General features: G+C 50.5%; 15 protein-coding genes and 1 pseudogene. 15 read left to right on the top strand and 1 reads right to left on the bottom strand.

Annotated elements, in window-relative coordinates; translation table 11 throughout:
* A partial coding sequence (locus IB267_RS32660; protein ID WP_192451536.1) for a hypothetical protein occupies positions 1 to 820 on the bottom strand: 820 nt, incomplete at its 3' end.
* A 179-nt stretch (positions 821 to 999) separates the two neighbouring features.
* Between IB267_RS32660 and IB267_RS32665 the strand changes: the two genes are divergently transcribed.
* The 15 genes and pseudogenes from IB267_RS32665 to IB267_RS32735 form a co-directional block, all read left to right on the top strand.
* Positions 1,000 to 1,782 (top strand): FkbM family methyltransferase, encoded by a 783-nt coding sequence (locus tag IB267_RS32665; protein WP_192451537.1) that lies wholly within the window; start codon positions 1,000 to 1,002, stop codon positions 1,780 to 1,782.
* A gap of 198 nt (positions 1,783 to 1,980) precedes the next feature.
* Positions 1,981 to 3,042, top strand: coding sequence for an asparagine synthetase A (locus IB267_RS32670; protein WP_192451584.1), 1,062 nt, complete (start codon positions 1,981 to 1,983; stop codon positions 3,040 to 3,042).
* 50 nt (positions 3,043 to 3,092) lie between these two features.
* Positions 3,093 to 3,881 carry a class I SAM-dependent methyltransferase gene (locus tag IB267_RS32675; protein WP_246810932.1) on the top strand — a complete coding sequence of 263 codons (789 nt, stop codon included), beginning with the start codon at positions 3,093 to 3,095 and terminating at the stop codon, positions 3,879 to 3,881.
* Positions 3,882 to 3,891: 10 nt separating this feature from the next.
* A complete protein-coding gene (gene leuS, locus IB267_RS32680) occupies positions 3,892 to 6,351 on the top strand; it encodes a leucine--tRNA ligase (protein ID WP_192451538.1) in 2,460 nt (819 codons plus the stop codon).
* A 2-nt stretch (positions 6,352 to 6,353) separates the two neighbouring features.
* Positions 6,354 to 6,761, top strand: a complete 408-nt coding sequence (locus IB267_RS32685) for a hypothetical protein (RefSeq protein ID WP_192451539.1) — start codon at positions 6,354 to 6,356, stop codon at positions 6,759 to 6,761.
* A gap of 1 nt (position 6,762) precedes the next feature.
* A complete protein-coding gene (locus IB267_RS32690) occupies positions 6,763 to 7,992 on the top strand; it encodes a hypothetical protein (protein WP_192451540.1) in 1,230 nt (409 codons plus the stop codon).
* A 20-nt stretch (positions 7,993 to 8,012) separates the two neighbouring features.
* Positions 8,013 to 8,714 carry an SDR family NAD(P)-dependent oxidoreductase gene (locus IB267_RS32695; protein ID WP_192451541.1) on the top strand — a complete coding sequence of 234 codons (702 nt, stop codon included), beginning with the start codon at positions 8,013 to 8,015 and terminating at the stop codon, positions 8,712 to 8,714.
* Positions 8,701 to 9,450, top strand: coding sequence for a class I SAM-dependent methyltransferase (locus IB267_RS32700; protein ID WP_192451542.1), 750 nt, complete (start codon positions 8,701 to 8,703; stop codon positions 9,448 to 9,450). Before IB267_RS32695 ends, IB267_RS32700 begins: the two co-directional genes overlap by 14 nt.
* 2 nt (positions 9,451 to 9,452) lie before the next feature.
* Positions 9,453 to 10,367, top strand: coding sequence for an amidohydrolase family protein (locus tag IB267_RS32705; protein WP_192451543.1), 915 nt, complete (start codon positions 9,453 to 9,455; stop codon positions 10,365 to 10,367).
* Positions 10,367 to 11,398: a S66 peptidase family protein gene (locus tag IB267_RS32710; protein ID WP_192451544.1), complete on the top strand. Its 1,032-nt coding sequence runs from the start codon at positions 10,367 to 10,369 to the stop codon at positions 11,396 to 11,398. The genes IB267_RS32705 and IB267_RS32710 overlap by 1 nt, the downstream gene beginning before the upstream one ends.
* Positions 11,395 to 12,417, top strand: coding sequence for a phytanoyl-CoA dioxygenase family protein (locus tag IB267_RS32715; RefSeq protein ID WP_192451545.1), 1,023 nt, complete (start codon positions 11,395 to 11,397; stop codon positions 12,415 to 12,417). Before IB267_RS32710 ends, IB267_RS32715 begins: the two co-directional genes overlap by 4 nt.
* Before the next feature lie 11 nt (positions 12,418 to 12,428).
* Positions 12,429 to 13,442, top strand: coding sequence for a radical SAM protein (locus IB267_RS32720; RefSeq protein WP_192451546.1), 1,014 nt, complete (start codon positions 12,429 to 12,431; stop codon positions 13,440 to 13,442).
* A 538-nt stretch (positions 13,443 to 13,980) separates the two neighbouring features.
* Entirely contained in the window at positions 13,981 to 15,894 is a 1,914-nt protein-coding gene (locus IB267_RS32725) for an ABC transporter ATP-binding protein (RefSeq protein WP_192451547.1), read from the top strand.
* 67 nt (positions 15,895 to 15,961) lie between these two features.
* Positions 15,962 to 16,210: a helix-turn-helix domain-containing protein gene (locus IB267_RS32730; RefSeq protein WP_246810936.1), complete on the top strand. Its 249-nt coding sequence runs from the start codon at positions 15,962 to 15,964 to the stop codon at positions 16,208 to 16,210.
* A gap of 127 nt (positions 16,211 to 16,337) precedes the next feature.
* A pseudogene (locus tag IB267_RS32735) lies at positions 16,338 to 16,576 on the top strand (helix-turn-helix domain-containing protein); the annotation flags it as partial.
* Positions 16,577 to 16,578: the final 2 nt, after the last annotated feature.

Below are 16,578 nucleotides of genomic sequence, written 5' to 3' on the forward strand. Positions count from 1 at the left end.
CTTCAGGCGTCTTGGCAACCTGCTCCTCAAACAACTCGTGAATGCACTTCTCAGAAGGATAATCCGCTGCCGTCTGGTTCCACGTCTCCAGCAAAAGCCTGCGCTCTTCATCGGAAAGAATATCCAATCGCGCTACCTGCTGCTGCAAATCCGCGACCATCGCCCGCAACGAATTCACATAGTAGCCAACATACCGCTCAACCGTATCCGCGCCGATTCTTTCCTCGGAAAACCCGATATCTCCTATAATTCCTTCGCCACCATAGTGTAGCTTAAATTCAAGCTGGTCACCACCCTCCACATTATTTATGCCAAGACCTTTTTTATCGAAATCGTTACTCCGAAGCTTAACAATAAATCTGTTTAACCATGCATTGTCGCGTCTCGCCGTCGCTTGATCGCGAGCAAACGCCCTCTCCTGTGAGGTGCGAAGCACGTCACGCACACCCTCAAGCAAATCTACCGCTTTAACGTCCTTCGAGGCCTCCACTTGGAGGAAGACCACACTGGCGTTGTTGATAGATGAAGTTTGCATCTCGTGCGGATCGACAGCGTCACTTGGCAAGCCAAATACGAACTCATCCTGGCCAGAAATACGGTTTAAGACTATGGCCCAACCGACGAGTAAGACTGCAAAGAGGGGAGTGGCCATTTCCGCGCTAAGTCGCTTCAATTTGATCGTAAGCTCGGTGTCGATCTCAAATGGAACGACACCAGCGCACGCGGCTGCAGGAGCAAACACTGTTGAACTCCCTAGCACCGGCCCCGATTGATGGAACTCGATATTAGCGCGCACACTTCCAGAATTCTCGGATTCCATTCGAACCCCTCAAATAGTTGAGACGTGAAACAATTCCTTCGATTCACTTGACAGGCGCTGTGACAACCTACGTAGTCTGGTAGCTGGATACTATATTGGCCGACCTCAGGTTGCAACTGGACAGAACCCCCGCCGCCATTTACCAATCTCTAATATTATTAAAAACAGGAGATTTTGGCATGAACAAACGTACACTCCCCAACGGAATTTCCATAACCGAGATAAATCGATATGAGACTGACTATCTTTACAAAGAAATATTTATCGACAACGTATATCTACCACCGTTTATGACATTCGGAAATGGTACAATAATTGATGTTGGGGCAAACATAGGTTTGTTTTCCATATTCATGGCGCTGAAGTTTCCACAAGCGAGAATACTTAGCTTTGAACCAAGTCCAGAATGTGCACGTATTTATCGACTGAACACTATGCCTTTGGTGAACACACCGATTCTGGTAGAATGCGCGGCAGGTAACACAAAACGAACATGCGTATTATACTATTATCCCGGTTACACCATCATGAGTTCTATCGTCTCTAACTCAGTTCTGGACAGGACAACATTAGAGATGAGTGCTCGGAATCAGGCGCAAAAAATGGGGGCAGAATTTTCAGAAAGCGAAATGTCACTCATGATCGACGCACTGTTGTCCCGTCGCGACCCTTATAGGTGCGAAATGAGAACGATATCGGAGGAGATCGAGAAGAACCACATCTCGGAAATCGACCTTATTAAAATCGATGTTGAAAAAGCGGAACTTCTGGCGCTCGACGGCATCACTTCCGCAGATCTTTTGAAGACGCGCAACGTAATCGTAGAGGTGCATGACCTTGGAGGCGGCGAGCAGTTCATCGCTCGCGATAGGCTTCGAAGAGAAGGCTTTTCAACAAAAATTGAGGTACAGCCTGGGTTGGAAGGTCTCGCGATTTACTCTGTTTACGGTTGGCGTACTTAAATTTACTCCAACGAACTGCGGGCTATTCTAGTCAGCCGATTAGCACGAAATCCCGCTAATCGGCATCAGCAACTTCCGATTGACGCAATTAGTATTGCTGTAAGCAATTTGGGGTTGACACAAGCCTACATTGTTCACAATATTGCCCTGCAACCCAGTATTTTTTCAGATGCAATCCCCTTCCGGAGGATGTTTTTGATGAATCCTTTGCATCTCGGCACGTCGAATCTCAAACATTCCGACACAGACCTTATCCGACCGCCCGGTAGTTGGCGACAGCCCGAAAACCACCTTTCGCAACTGATGAATAGCCCGTGGTATCGGCTGATTCATGAAGTTAGGTGCTCGATTGATATTGAGACACGAGCGTTTTTTCAGGGCTTCGGCGCTGATAACCTGCATGTCCCAATAACTACTGGTAGCGTCTCGAGCCCAATGGGGTTGGGAAGCGACTCGTTACCGGTACGAGCGATCATTCAAGGCAAGGAAGTCTACCTTGCCGACTCCTTACAATTTCTCCTCGAACTTGGCGTTCGAATAGCTAAACGCCCAGTCTACTATATCTCTTCTTCATTTCGAGGAGAGGATGTCGATACAACTCATCTAGCAGAATTCTCCCATTCCGAGGTCGAAATAGAAGGCGGATTGGATGATATCATTGAACTGGGCGGGAAATATGTTTCCCATCTGGCTCAGACCCTTCTCGAGAAATGCGAGAGGCAAGTACTGGAATCTGCTGGGTCGTTAGCTCACCTGCAACACGTCGCGAGCTTAAAAGGCAACTTTCCACGGTTGCGCCACAGCGATGCCCTAGAACTTCTTCGTTTTGCGCCTGAGGCAACTAAAGAGTTGTTGCCTGGGGTGATGACGATGACACGCGCGGGAGAGCACCAAATCATGGCCGTCGTAGGATCTCCCGTTTGGATAAGTCATATGCCTAGAATGAGTTGTCCATTTTACCAACGTCCGGAGGAGGGCACGCAGGCCTGCCTGAGTGCGGACTTGCTCCTTGGGCCTGGAGAAATTCTTGGGGCCGGAGAAAGGTGCCACAATTTTCAGAGCACTGAGCGATCCATTGCGGATCATGATGTGGATCCAATACCTTATCATTGGTACCTCGAAATGAAGAAGGTCAGTCCCCTTAGGACGGCGGGTTTCGGTCTAGGAATCGAACGCTTCATTATGTGGGCACTCGACGTAGGGGATATCAGGGACTGTTGTCTCTGGCTGAGAAAGCACGGCGAAGTTATCAACCCGTAAGGTATCAATAGATGAATATCGTAAAATTGACGGCCGATAGAGTGTCGGCGATGAGCTACAACGAATTAATCAGTGTGGTGCAGGAAACTAATCGTCCGCCCGGCGGCCTCGCGACTATTCACGAAGTTGCTGCGAAAGCGTTCATTCGCGGAGAAAGTCGGATCCTCGATATAGGATGCAGCACTGGGTTCACTGCTATCGAGTTTGCTCGCTTAACCGCAGCAGAAACCGTCGGCATCGACATAAACGAGGCGAGCATCGCCATCGCTCGGGCCCGAGCTGTGCGCGCCAATACGCCCTCCGCTACGTTCGAGGTCGCAGATGCCAAGGCGCTGCCGTTTAAAGATGGAACTTTCGATCTCGTGTTTTGCGGGAATGTTACATCGCTTATAGACGATCAATCGCAGGCCTTGAAAGAGTACCTGCGAGTCCTGCGGCCCAATGGGTTTCTTGCAGCCGTACCAATGTATTACCTGGAACCGCCGCCGAAGGATCTGGTGGATAAAGTCAGATCCGCAATCCAGGTCCCTATTGCGGTGAAATACAAACGGGAGGCAACGGATTTCTTTCGATCGACCGGCTTAGACCTCGTACATCAGAGTGACTGGGCATTTGACCAGAAATCCGACACAGATATCACCACCTTCTGCCGCAACATACTGGGTCAGATAGACGATACCCGCTTCGAGAGCGACGCATGGCGAACGCTGAATAACGTCTATGTATCCTATATGTCGCTCTTTCGCGATAATCTATCGCATATGGGTTATTCAGTTATGATACTGCGCCGAGACGCCGGTATCGACGAGGGTGAACTTTTTACCGGAACGCGAAGATAGGCCAGGCGCGATGACATACGACCACCGTAGCCGAGATGCGTTTTGGCAAACGAAATGGGACGAAAACCAAGTCTTTGAATGGGACCCTAATGCGACCGACAAGACGTTCTACGTCTTAGAGATGTTTCCATATACCTCCGGACATCTACATATTGGCCATGTCAGAAATTACTCTATGGGCGACACGCTCGCCAGAATGCAGATCGCTAGAGGTTACAGCGTACTCCATCCTATGGGATGGGATAGCTTCGGCTTGCCTGCGGAAAATGCCGCCATAAAGTTCGGAGTCCCTGCCGCGCAGTTCACAGGGGACGCGATCTCTTCGATGAAGAAATCGATGAAGCTACTTGGGTTTGGTTACTCTTGGTCTAACGAGCTCGCGACCTGCAGTACGCCGTACATTCTGGCTCAACAAAAATTGTTCCTCGAGCTATACAATAGCGGTCTAATTTATAGAGACGATACTTATGTCTATTGGGACCCAGTTGAGCAAACAGTTCTAGCTGCCGAGCAAGTTATCGATGGCAAAGGTTGGCGCTCAGGCGCCGCGGTTTTTAAACGTCGGATACCGCAGTGGTTTGTCAACATAAGGTCCTACGCCGACAGATTGTTGGACGATTTGGATAAGCTCGAAGGATGGCCTACTTCCGTCCGCAACATCCAGCGAAGTTGGATTGGGCGGACGGAGGGAGCGGAAGTTGACTTCGATGTTGAGGATTCCAGCATAACAATTAACGCCTTTACGACGCGGTTGGATACACTTGCGGGATGCACCTTTATCGCATTGGCACCGGAACACACAATCATAGGCGAACTCCCTATCTCTCCCAATCTCCGGAGTTCAGTAGAAGCATACTGTGAATCAGTTCTTGTTCTGTCGGCTGAGGAGAGATCGGCCGGTGCAAAGAATGGGATTTTTACGGGCCTTTATGCAAAGAATCCTCTCAATAAAGAACGAATTCCTGTCTACGTCGCAAACTATGTCATGCCGGATTTCGGTACCGGAGCTGTGATTGGCGTGCCGTCCCACGACGAACGCGACGCTGATTTCGCTGCATTATTCGGACTTCCAGTCCACAATGTCATATCAGTGGGTGACGACTTTTCAGTGGGTGACGGCGTTACAAATTTGTTCACTACTGATGGGATCGTCACGAACTCGCACCCACTCATCGACGGTCTATGCAGTGACAGCGCAAGAGAGCTTCTGATCGCCCACCTCGAAGCGGAATGTAAGGGAAGAAGGTCCACCCATTACCGACTACAGAATTGGTCTATCTCTCGGCAGCGATATTGGGGCTGCCCCATCCCCGTCGTACACTGCGCAGAATGCGGAGCAGTCCCCCTTGATCCGGAACAGCTACCGGTTCTCCTTCCAGAGAATCTTATCGGTGAAGGAAGCGGGAGCCCCTTATCGCGCGACAAAGATTGGATGACCGCACAGTGCCCGAAGTGCGGCAGCAAGGCTGCTCGTGACCCCGATACAATGGATACGTTTGTAGATTCATCATGGTACTTCCTGCGTTACCCTTCGCCCTCTAGTCAAACACCGATTGACTCCGAGCGCTGCAATAGGATTGCGCCCGCGGATGTATACATTGGAGGCATTGAACATGCGACACTTCATCTTATTTATTCGAGGTTCATAACTAAAGTTCTCCACGATCTCGGCTACATCGAGTTTGATGAACCTTTCGTCGAGCTTTACAACCAAGGTATGGTGAACGATGCCCAGGGCAGAAAACAATCGAAATCTCTCGGGAATGTAACCGATCCGTCGCTTGTGGTTCAGAAATTCGGCGCCGACGCGGTCAGGTGTTACTTGCTCTTTAAGACGACTTACAATGCTCCCATAAACTGGGACGACAATGGACCCCAGGCAATGCGTAACTACCTGGCTCGGGTTTTCCGCTTATTCACTAACAACGTTGATCTACTCAACAATTCTACCGCTGTCGAAATTTCTCCAGAACACTGTAAGAACGAAACTGACCAAGAGGTCGCTCGGGAGTTGCAACTCGCTATTGGAAAAGTAACGGCAGACGTTGAGCGCTTTCATTTCAATGCGGCAATCGCCGCGATCATGGCGATAACAAATCTGTTGTATGAGAAGGCGAGTAAAGTTAGCCCAAATGTGTTGGCCGGCTCTCTTCGTCTTCTCGTGAGATTGTTGTCTCCATTTGCCCCACATGTTTCAGAGGAACTCTGGGCTCTTTCCGGTCGCGCCTCATTGGTCGCGTCGGAACCCTGGCCCATGATAAATCATCGTCTCTTCCACTCGGCAACGATCGTGCTGCCCATTCAGATCAACGGCAAGCTGATCCGAACTATGACTATTGCAACAGACTTGGATGAGGCGGAAATTCTGTCAGCGGCACTTGCTCTTCCAGAGGTTAAAACGCGCGTCGCGAACCGAGAAATTAGTAATTACCACTATATACCCAATCGAATTATCAACCTTGTGGTGTAGCGATGATCGGTGCGAAGGCGGTAATGGACATTTTTAGTGTCCTTAATTTCGAGAGATTGATTTGCCCGATGGTATTGCCAAAACGAAAGGGCGCTATTGATGAATTATACTACGGCCAATCCGTTCGTATTGAATCCGGCGGAGAATTGTACGTACGGAGCGCAGAAGGCCCATTCAATTTATTGCCAAAAAAAGCCGTCAAACACGGCGTGCGTAAAGTGTTTGCGATTGGCCCGGGGATAGCGGAGGGCACGGAGTTTGAGAGCTTGGTCCACGCGCAATGGTTTGATCCTCCAGATCGCGCAACAGATGAAGTCCGAGGAAATTTCCCGGACGCAATCCTTACCTGCAGCGTTAATGAGTTGTTTGGCAAACGAAATTTGATACTTTCATTTGTCTGTGGAGGATAAGGTGAGTGAAGAAGAGAATTCATTCGGCATAAGTAGAAAGTATTACAGCCTCCTCGAAGAAACAGACATTATTTTGCCTGGGTCTAGTACTGGTAAGGGCTTTCACTTCATCCGCGGCTGGGGAGCTGCTTTACTAGACCGACTTGTGACGCACTTTGAAGCCGCAGTTTCAGTCAATTCTAACGCGAAAACGAGATCCCGGAACGTAGTCATTAGCTCCGAGCTATATGACGGCGAGGTGGCTGGTTTTGGGGGATTCGACGCCGTATACAGAGTCGAGTTGTTTGGGACACAGAGTGTTTTGCGCCCCGACGCTGCATTGGCTGGACTAAAAGAGTTAGTTGGACGCCCAGAGAACGAAGATCCCCGCGAAACAATTGCCGTTTTTCAGGGCTTTAGGAGCGTCAAGGGCGGAACCCCGACTCTATTTAGAGATCGCTTTATTTACCCGTTCGTCCAATACAACCGACTCGTTAGAGCGTCATCGGTAAACAAAGAGACCCAGCGCGCAATCGATGCGCTGGTGAGTTTTTTTGACAGCCTATGTATCCCGGTAAGAGTTCTCGATTTTGGACCGTGGAAAAACTACGCCAAACGTCTACTTGCTGTTGTATCGCATAGCGGAACTGGAGCGCCCACGATATTAGCAATGTTCTTTGTTGTCGGCGATGTTTACCGCGAGATGGCGGGCATACCGGCCTCTCACGAAGCGTTCGACATCGGAATAACCGAAAAAGTCTTGGGCTTCTGTGTTTTACTTCATAGAGCCAATGATCTCCAACTTCCCTCATCGATCTCTCCCGCTCAGGTTGTTGTCCACGGAGATGCTAGCGGTTTTGGTGATCTCCCATACGACAATCGAATACGGATTGTCTTTACCAATCTACCGCAAGAGGAGGCCCTCAAAGTTTGGGTAGGCCGTCGCGGTGCTCCGCTGTTTGTTACGCAAGGGAGAAGGAAAAGACGTGTCTTCTCCCGGTCCAGGCAATGGGAAGATTTTGATGAGTCCTCTGATCTCTCGCGCCTGCTCCGGCGCGAAGACGACGCCCTTACCCAGGCGGCAGTATCTAGAATGAGCAACAGTGCTAGCCCACCCATTTTTCTGAACGATAGTGAAAAGGAAGATAGCTCGGGAGGTATTGAAATAGTCAGCTATTCCTCCTCTCTAATTGGGAATCGCAGCACAAGTCTATTGCGTCAGCGCTGGCCGGAGGGACGTGCGTTTTACTAAGCTTCGAGGTGGTGGGGGCGATGAAATTAGCGGCTCATGTTAAGGTGGCGATAGTCGTAGGTGGGACGCGCGGAATTGGCCGCGCGATAGTCAACGATCTTTGCCGTCGCGGTTGGCTAGTAGTTTCAATGGCAAGAGGGGCACCAGATACACTTTGCAATGGCCTTCCGTTGGAACCGGGCGCTCTGCTCAGCCTTGGCATCGACGTTACTAACGCCCTGTCCGTTGAGCATAGCCTGGCGATGGTCAAAAACGTTTGTGGCAGGCTTGATCTTCTAGTTTGTAGCGCAGGTCTCGCAAAACTCGGAGGCATCGAAACGACTGACCCAAGCGATTTCGAGACCATTGTCCAAACCAACCTAGTTGGACCTTTCTATTTGCTCCATTACTCCAGCAAGCTTCTCAAAGCCTCGCGCGGGAACGTGATAGTGTTAGGATCGAGGGCTGCGCGAGGAAATTTTACTAACGTCCTGGCCTATGGCGCAGCTAAGGCAGGACTGCTTCACCTTGCACAGACAGCTGCAAGAGAGTTGAGCGAGGCTGGGGTCACGCTGCACGTGATCTCACCAAGCGCGGTTTCCACACCAATGCGTGCTGCTGTCTTTCCGGACGAAGACCCTGAAAGGCACCTTTCCCCAGAGCAAGTCGCCATTTTGTGTAGCTCGCTCGTGGAAAATCAATTCCGTATTACGGCAGGGAGTGTGATCGATGTACCGTTCTGAATCCAGTGAAAATGGCGGCGGCTACTCTTCAATAGCATCCGTCTACGACGAGTGGATGGCCGATTTTGATTACGCCTCGATCATAAATTTGTTGGACGAGTGTCAGATCAAGCGTGGAGCAAAAGTTTTAGATGCCTGCTGTGGTACTGGCCGGCTCACCGAAATGCTTAGCGCATCCGGTGCCACGATCATCGGTTTCGACCGCTCCCCTGAAATGCTCACGATCGCTCTGGAACGGCTTAAAGGAAAACCAAACGTTGAGTTTCGGTTAGCCGACCTTCGAGAAGATCTTCTATTACGCGATGTAGAGCTCGTCACATGTACCCTCGACAGCATGAATTACTTAAGCCCAAATGATATTGGATCAGCTATAGGCATACTTTCATCCTATATCCACGACGGCGGAACGTTGCTATTTGACATGAATACATCATACAAACTAAAGGAAATTTTTGGTAATACAACATACGCCGAATCTAGAGAAAAATTTGCCTACATATGGTCTAATAGGCTCTCTGCCTCTCATATAGACTTTGATATAGATATATTTAAGCATGCGGAACACGATTTGTATTCACGCAACTTCGAAACTCATCGACAATTCTTCTACGACGAGGACGTGATAATAGGAGAACTTGCGAGAAACGGCTTCAGAAAAACTTTTACTTTCGACGGATATAGCACGCAACCTACCAGTCCAACGACGCAGAGAACGGTTTTTCTTTCAACGAGGTGATCATGGCGAGCGTTTTTGATGCAACACGCCTCTGGGGCATTGACCATTGGGCGAAAGAAAACAAGCCGGAGTGGGTCCATTTTTCAGGAGTTGACGAGTGGCACCATGCTCAGAAGGACCTGTGCCAGCGAGGACACGAAATTCGAGGCGCTGCTATAATGCCCTTTCCATCAACACCTGATGGAACTTTTCTATCCGCGAATTCATACGTTGCAAAAGCGTCTCCAGGAATTCAGAAGAACTTGGCGCCAATCTATGCAGTGAGACCAGACTGCGGAGCTCAGGCGGTTGATGAACTAGCAACCGCAGACGAATTGCATCCGTCAGTGGGCATTAAACTATGGCCGTACCTAGGAAAATTCAATCTCGACGACCTTCTCTTGAATGACGAGCTCCTGGGGTACTTAAGGAGATACAAAAAATCTGTCCTCATGCATGTCGGCAACGGCCGCGAGAGGGCAACGAGGCCTCTGTTTCCGGACGTTCGGGCAACCCCAGATATTGCTGTCAAGTGCGCCATCGCGTTGGACGATATCCCGGTCGTCATTGGCCATGTGGCGCGGCTGTGCCCCAAGACTTTAGACCTGGTGCGGGAAGTACCAAACGCTTACCTAGATCTGAGTGGTCTGACTTCGCTCGGCAGATGGAAAGAAAACGGTGAAGATGGCTTGCCAGTAGCTGACGGAAAAGTTCTTGCTTCCCTTGGCCCCTACGGAGTGCTCGACCGCCTAATCACGGAATTTGGGCTCGAAGATAAACTAGTGTTCGGTTCCACGTGGCCGTTTTGCTCCTGGTGGGGATTAGACGTCACCGATGACGTCGACTTTCTTGATAAATCTGACCTATCTGCTTCAATTAAACACAAAATTTTCTGGGAAAATGCCCTCATTTGCGGGCTGAGACCGGAGGTGCTTTGATGTTTCTCAAGCCTCCGCCCCTCCAAAAAGGTGACAGAGTCGCGATCTTTGCCCCTTCCTCAAGCGCTTCTTACTTTTTTCCAGACAGGTTTCAACACGCCGTTTCGGTACTACGTAACGTGCTTCACGTCGATGTTGTTGTAGGCCAAACCTGCCTGACGGAGAGAGGGTTTGTGTCAGCGTCTACCAAAGCGAGAGCAGCCGAGCTGGCGCAGTTCTTAGAAGACGACACGATTAAAGCCATATTCTTCACGACTGGAGGATTTAATAGCGCCGAAATATTAGACCTGATCGATTTCGATTCCTTAAATACTCGGCCGAAGATAGTAACTGGATACAGCGATTGCACATCCTTACTGCTCGCAATCCATGCTCAATTGAAATGGATCACGTTTTATGGGCCAGCAGTTATGACACAATTCGGTGAGTACCCCACAATATTTCCTTTTACTGTCAAGAGCTTTTTGGATGTCGTTTCCCGTCGCCCGCACAGGCTGACGCTTGAGCATCCGGAGGCTTGGACGGATGAACGGCTGGAATGGGGAAACGGTGATTGGCGAACACGCCCTAGGAGAATGATCAAACAAGACGGCAATCGAACGTTGCGCGAAGGTTCCGGCTCGGGCATAATTTGGGGCGGCAACATTGAGACTTTGAACCTCCTTGCCGGCACGAGGTACTGGAGGCCTCCCGAATCGATTGTGCTCTTTATAGAAGCGGTCGAAGCTGAAGCTTTTTTGCCACGTGTGAGGCGGTCACTATCACATCTTCGGCAATGTGGACTGTTCGACCGCGTTCGAGGTTTACTAGTTGGCAGATCTCCGGACGCAAGGGATGTCAGCGGTCTATCGCTGGATGACATTGTCGTCGAAAGGCTGGCTGACGAACACTTCCCGATAATAGCTGATGTGGCCTTCGGGCACACCGATCCGATGCTTACACTACCAATCGGCGCCACCTGCACCATCAACACTCACGATGGGAAAGGTTCGATCGTTTTGGAAGAGACCGCCGTTGGAGGAAGCACATGACCTATAAAGAATTCTTTGATTCAACCGATCTGATCGGATCGCCAGCGGCGCTCCGGCAGCAGTTGAGGATGGATGGTTATCTTTTCCTGAGAAATGTGATCCCTAAGGACGAGTTGGAGAACGTTTTCCAGGACGTGAGGACGGAGATAGCTAAAGCGAACTGGCTCCAAAACGCAGAGATATCTTCTGATCTAACCGCCAACACCAGTTTAGCCTGCGTAGAACCGGAGCCAGAGTTTCGAAAAGTCTACGATAGAGTCTACTTTTTAGAGCGGTTCCATTCGTTGCCGCACTGCCACTCGCTGAAGGCTGTCATTTCAGACGCACTTGGCATTAGCGACTTGCTCCCCCATCCGCGTCCCATTGGTCGTTTGATTTTTCCTGTGAACCCGGAAGGGGACAACTTCTCCACACCAGCACACCAGGATTATTGGGCCCTCCAAGGTTCTCCCGACACAGTCACAGTATGGATGCCCCTTCACGATTGCCCGATGGAAAATGGCTCATTGATGGTTGCGAAGGGAACGCATCGCGACGGCCTCTATGATTACAAACTGGCTCTGGGCGCCGGGGGCGTAGAGGTTCGCGATCCATTAACGGACAGCTGGCGCTGCGGAAATTTCGCTGCTGGAGATGTGCTCATTTTTTATACGTTAACTGTGCACAAAGCGTTGCCTAATTTAACTAACCGCATGCGCCTTTCAGTCGATTGTCGGTACCAATCCGCACGCGATCCTATATGCGAACTAGCTTTCAATCTCAAAGGCGAGGGGTATGACTGGGAGGATTTGTACTCCAACTGGGAGTCGGAATCTCTCCGTCATTACTGGCTCCCCCTTCAGGTGCCCCAAGTACCTTACAGTCCGAAATACTATGCGCGACGCGATGAGCTGGCCTTGGATGAAGGCGCGATCGGTAATAAAGCTGCCGTGTCCACCTTGCAACGTTTAGTGCGCTTTGGACGTGATGACAGCGTTAGGAAAAGAGCAGCAGCTATCCTAGCAACGTTTGATTCATAGTGAGGTATGCCATGGGACAACTTGCTGACGAAATCGTTGAGCGCAGGATCAGGAATGTTGCCCTCGAACTAACCGAGGCTTGTAACTACAAGTGTATCATGTGCGACTACTGGCGCTTAAGTGCGCCAAAATCGATGAGTATCGAATCCGCTCGAGCCTTCTTGGACCTATTTCCTGGAGACACCCTAAAATCTGTTCTTATGACTGGGGGAGAACCACTCCTAAATCGATATTGGCGTGATATTGCAGCGCTTCTTCCTGCTGGAGCACGGAAGAGTGTCTGCACGAATGGTAGCCCAATTCTGATGAAGAATCGTGATATCGGCAAATACTTTGATCGTGTGACAGTTTCGATCGACGGCGCAAGGAAGGAGACCTTTGCAGCGATACGGGGCTATGATCATCTATACAAAATTTTTGATGCCCTCGAGCATACTAAGAGCTCTTACCCTAATACAATTATCTATCTGAAAATGACAATCCAACGACAAAATTTTCGTGAGATTGTGGAACTGATGGAGGTCGTGTCTCAGCTCGAATTTGTCGATGGCGTAGGCTTTGGGGCATTGGATTTTTCGGAAGCGGCATTTGCATTTGATCGTGAAAAGTTCAACCGAGATCCGTATATCAAAGCGACCCTCCTCACAGAAACAGAGATTGATGAGTTTGAGCGGTATGTCATCGAATTCGAGACAAGGTATCGGACTGAGATTGAAAATGGATTTGTTTATGAGGGGGATCTCAGGCGATACCTAAATCGGTATAAGAGCCTGCGCGGTCAACCATGCACGCCGCAACCAAGAAATTGTATCATTCCAAATGTCTCCGCCGTGCTACGCGCGGATGGCAGCATCCTCGGCTGTTATTTTCTTCCCAGCATGATTACACTTGATGAAGTTCTTGCTTCAGGAGTTGAACGGCTGGAGGAAATCGCTTTCCGGCACTCGTCGGCTGGGAACCAGACATGCGCGCGGTGCGATCAGTTACTATTCAGAAATAGTCCGTTCGAACTCCCGCCAGTGTAGGTATTCCGTGAACCTTCGTGCGGGCTGAGCTCGTCGACTTTCCGAACAACTGGGATGCGGCCAAATTGGTGGCGAGGTGCACCGAATATGGGCCAGCTGGAGCTGGATATTTCGGGGTTAGGGCTCATGTCGGCGGGGGCGCCGATGAGCAACTAATGAGCGAAATCGGCACCCTGTTCCTGATCCCGCTATGTGACCGGAACTCGTTACAGTGTCTATGCCAACACTCCATCTCTGCCCACGCATCGTCACTGCTCATGAACCAGTGGGGTGCTTGCTTTAAACATCCGGTGAAGGTCGCAGGTCTTTTCAAATCGGTATCCGTAAGCTAATGCGCCTTCTGCATTGTCGATCCTAATTAAGCATTGGACAGAACGGTATACGGTAATGTAGCGATGTAAAATCCTATAGAAAAACAGCTATTCAAGCCGCGCCTAATGAAGACGAGCGTTGGCTTTACCGAAATATAAAAAGGATCCGGCGAGCGATACGAGAACTAGAACGCCAATACGATTGGCTTACACACGAGAATCTCGCAATGGCAAGTACCGTTAATAAGCTTACCTTGATCAAGAGGTTGATAGATCTAGAAATAAAACTCGACCGAACATCGTTGTTTGTCGTTCTCGCCCTTGCAATAATGAGCGCAATATTGCCCATGGGCCTCCCTTTATTGTTCGGCCTCACGATCAACCGGCTTCTGTCGGGTGACAAGTTGTGGGAGCTTTGGCCGCTATTTTGCTACATGATGTTGTTGTCGGCAACGAGCGCCATTGCAGCCATTGAATCCAGCCGCCGCGCAACAAGGATTGGCTACAGCGCAGCACAGCACGTGTCCCGAAGAGTTTATGAAAACGTGCTTAAAATGCCGTATCTGACGTACACCACGATAAATCAAGGAGTGTTGATTAGCCGCCTGACGAACGATATTCGAATGCTCGAGCCTATGTTCGTTACAGTTCCCCTGGCCGCCGTTCGCGGCTGGACTTCAATCATTACTGCTGCGTTCGCCCTAACTGCGCTTGATCCGTGGTACCTGCTTGGATTCGTTGTTGTTCCGATCTCCCTGGTACTCGTTCGTTATGCCGAAGCCCAAATCAACGAAACGATCGAGGCATCGTTTGAGGATAGCGGACGGTTGTCGAGCATAATCGAAAATACTACCGGCGTTGATGCGATCAATCTGATTAGGCAGGCCGGGGCGACGGAGACTGAGGTCGCGAACTTTGATAAAGCTTCAAGAGACGCAGCAGATAATTCGACGATCCTAGAATTTTGGCGCTCGAGCATTAGCACATTTTATGATATGAGCTTTAGTCTTGTTTCGATATTCGTACTGGGAATTGCAACACTTCTTGCATCCCTTGACATTTCTTCTGTGGGTGGAGCTATTTCGGCACTTCTGTACATAGGTATTCTGAGGCACCCGCTGAGTGAATTGATTAGTCTTCGCTACCCCATCATCAGAGGCTCTATTGGGCTGAAAAGAGTGGAAGACGTACTGACATCCCCGAACAGTGGGTTGGCGAGTATATCTAAACCAAGTGCGATGGGGGCGACGATTGACACAATCTCTGCCCAAGCAGCTTTAAGACCAGCTTCATTACTAGCGTTTGAAAGTGTTTGGTTTCGTTACCCTTCGATAGAACAAGCGTCCATCGAAGGCCTCTCCAACGTATCGGCGGCACAATCAGCAACAGGCTTTGCAGGAACCGCCTCGCTTACGTCGCTTAAGATTGCGCCCAACCAAGAAAAGCCGACCACAGTCCCAGATTGGGCGGTAAAAGATCTCACTCTTTCAATTCAACGTGGGCAGACCGTTGCGGTTGCCGGTATGTCTGGGTCAGGCAAATCAACCATTGTTGGGCTGGCATGCGGCTTACTGCGCCCTAGCCGAGGACGGGTTCTCCTCGAAGGCAACGACACGCTTTCAATGTCCGAGGAGGAAATCCGATCAAAGGTTTCTCTGGTTAGCCAAGACACGTACCTGCGAAATACAACTCTAAGAGAAAATCTTAGTTACGTCGCTCCCACATCATCGAATTCAGATCTGCTTGAGGCTTGCCATCTGGCGGGACTAACAGAACTCCTAGAAAGACTTCCAGAAGGAATGGATACGTTGGTGGGCGCGCAGGGTCGTCGATTTTCTGGCGGAGAAAGGCAACGCATATCGATAGCAAGAGCGTTGCTCACGAATAGCGAAATCTTAGTACTCGACGAGGCAACTTCACAGTTGGACGCAACTCGAGAAGCGGGCGTGCTTGAAAGCATTGATTTGCTCCGCAAATCCCGTGCTGTACTGGTTATAGCTCACAGAAGGTCGGCAGTTTCAAAAAGCGACTTCGTTGTAATGGTTGAGAACGGAGTAGTTGCAGAAGTTGGGAAGCACACAGACCTCATAAATTCACACGGTCCTTACTCAAGGATGCACGCTGCGGATTCCGGGAGTTAACCGGACGGTTTTTCCGTCCTGACGATGCCTTTGGGTCAGCAGGCTGACCATGCGACACATACGACAGATGCTGCGGCTGTCTGCCGGCGGGACAAGCGTCCGCGAGATTGCCGTGGTGCTCGGGATCGCCCGAAGTACGGTGCAAGATAATCTGGATCGGGCTAAGGCCGCCGGGCTGAGCTGGCCATTGCCAGGAGAACTGACAGACGATGCTCTGGAGCATCGGCTTTTCACCCGCGCCGGCGTCAAACAGGGACAGCGACGACGTCACGTGTCGATACCGGATCAATACTCCCCAGAAGGAGGTGCCGTTTGAATCTTCCCCAGTTTGCGCGCTAGCCGGTCTTTCTGGGCGCGCCCCGGAAGACCGGCGGCGTGTCGTCATCGATACTCGTTCCGATGGTCGGAAGGTGGATTTCGGTGATCAAACGGGGGAGACGATCATGATCCTTGATTTGCATCGACAAGGTTTGTCGGTGTCGGCGATCGCCAGGCAGACTGGCATCGACCGCAAGACGGTACGCAAATACATCGAGCGCGGTCTGGAGGCTCCGTCCTACGGCCCACGAAAGCCACGGGCGGTGGTGATCGACCCGTTGCCGCCTATCTTCGTGACCGGGTAAAGGCCTATCCCGGTCTCACGGGCAGTCGACTGTTTCGTGAGATCAAGGAACGCGGCTATGT

Origin of the sequence: Ensifer sp. ENS09 (assembly GCF_014852425.1) — a bacterium.
GTDB lineage: Bacteria > Pseudomonadota > Alphaproteobacteria > Rhizobiales > Rhizobiaceae > Ensifer.

Coding starts and splice junctions, on each gene's coding strand:
- IB267_RS32730 (WP_246810936.1), top strand. CDS start 15,962: ATGCTGCGGCTGTCTGCCGGCGGGACAAGCGTCCGCGAGATTGCCGTG.
- leuS (WP_192451538.1), top strand. CDS start 3,892: ATGACATACGACCACCGTAGCCGAGATGCGTTTTGGCAAACGAAATGG.
- IB267_RS32665 (WP_192451537.1), top strand. CDS start 1,000: ATGAACAAACGTACACTCCCCAACGGAATTTCCATAACCGAGATAAAT.
- IB267_RS32675 (WP_246810932.1), top strand. CDS start 3,093: ATGAGCTACAACGAATTAATCAGTGTGGTGCAGGAAACTAATCGTCCG.
- IB267_RS32700 (WP_192451542.1), top strand. CDS start 8,701: ATGTACCGTTCTGAATCCAGTGAAAATGGCGGCGGCTACTCTTCAATA.
- IB267_RS32685 (WP_192451539.1), top strand. CDS start 6,354: ATGATCGGTGCGAAGGCGGTAATGGACATTTTTAGTGTCCTTAATTTC.
- IB267_RS32710 (WP_192451544.1), top strand. CDS start 10,367: ATGTTTCTCAAGCCTCCGCCCCTCCAAAAAGGTGACAGAGTCGCGATC.
- IB267_RS32725 (WP_192451547.1), top strand. CDS start 13,981: ATGGCAAGTACCGTTAATAAGCTTACCTTGATCAAGAGGTTGATAGAT.
- IB267_RS32695 (WP_192451541.1), top strand. CDS start 8,013: ATGAAATTAGCGGCTCATGTTAAGGTGGCGATAGTCGTAGGTGGGACG.
- IB267_RS32715 (WP_192451545.1), top strand. CDS start 11,395: ATGACCTATAAAGAATTCTTTGATTCAACCGATCTGATCGGATCGCCA.
- IB267_RS32670 (WP_192451584.1), top strand. CDS start 1,981: ATGAATCCTTTGCATCTCGGCACGTCGAATCTCAAACATTCCGACACA.
- IB267_RS32705 (WP_192451543.1), top strand. CDS start 9,453: ATGGCGAGCGTTTTTGATGCAACACGCCTCTGGGGCATTGACCATTGG.
- IB267_RS32720 (WP_192451546.1), top strand. CDS start 12,429: ATGGGACAACTTGCTGACGAAATCGTTGAGCGCAGGATCAGGAATGTT.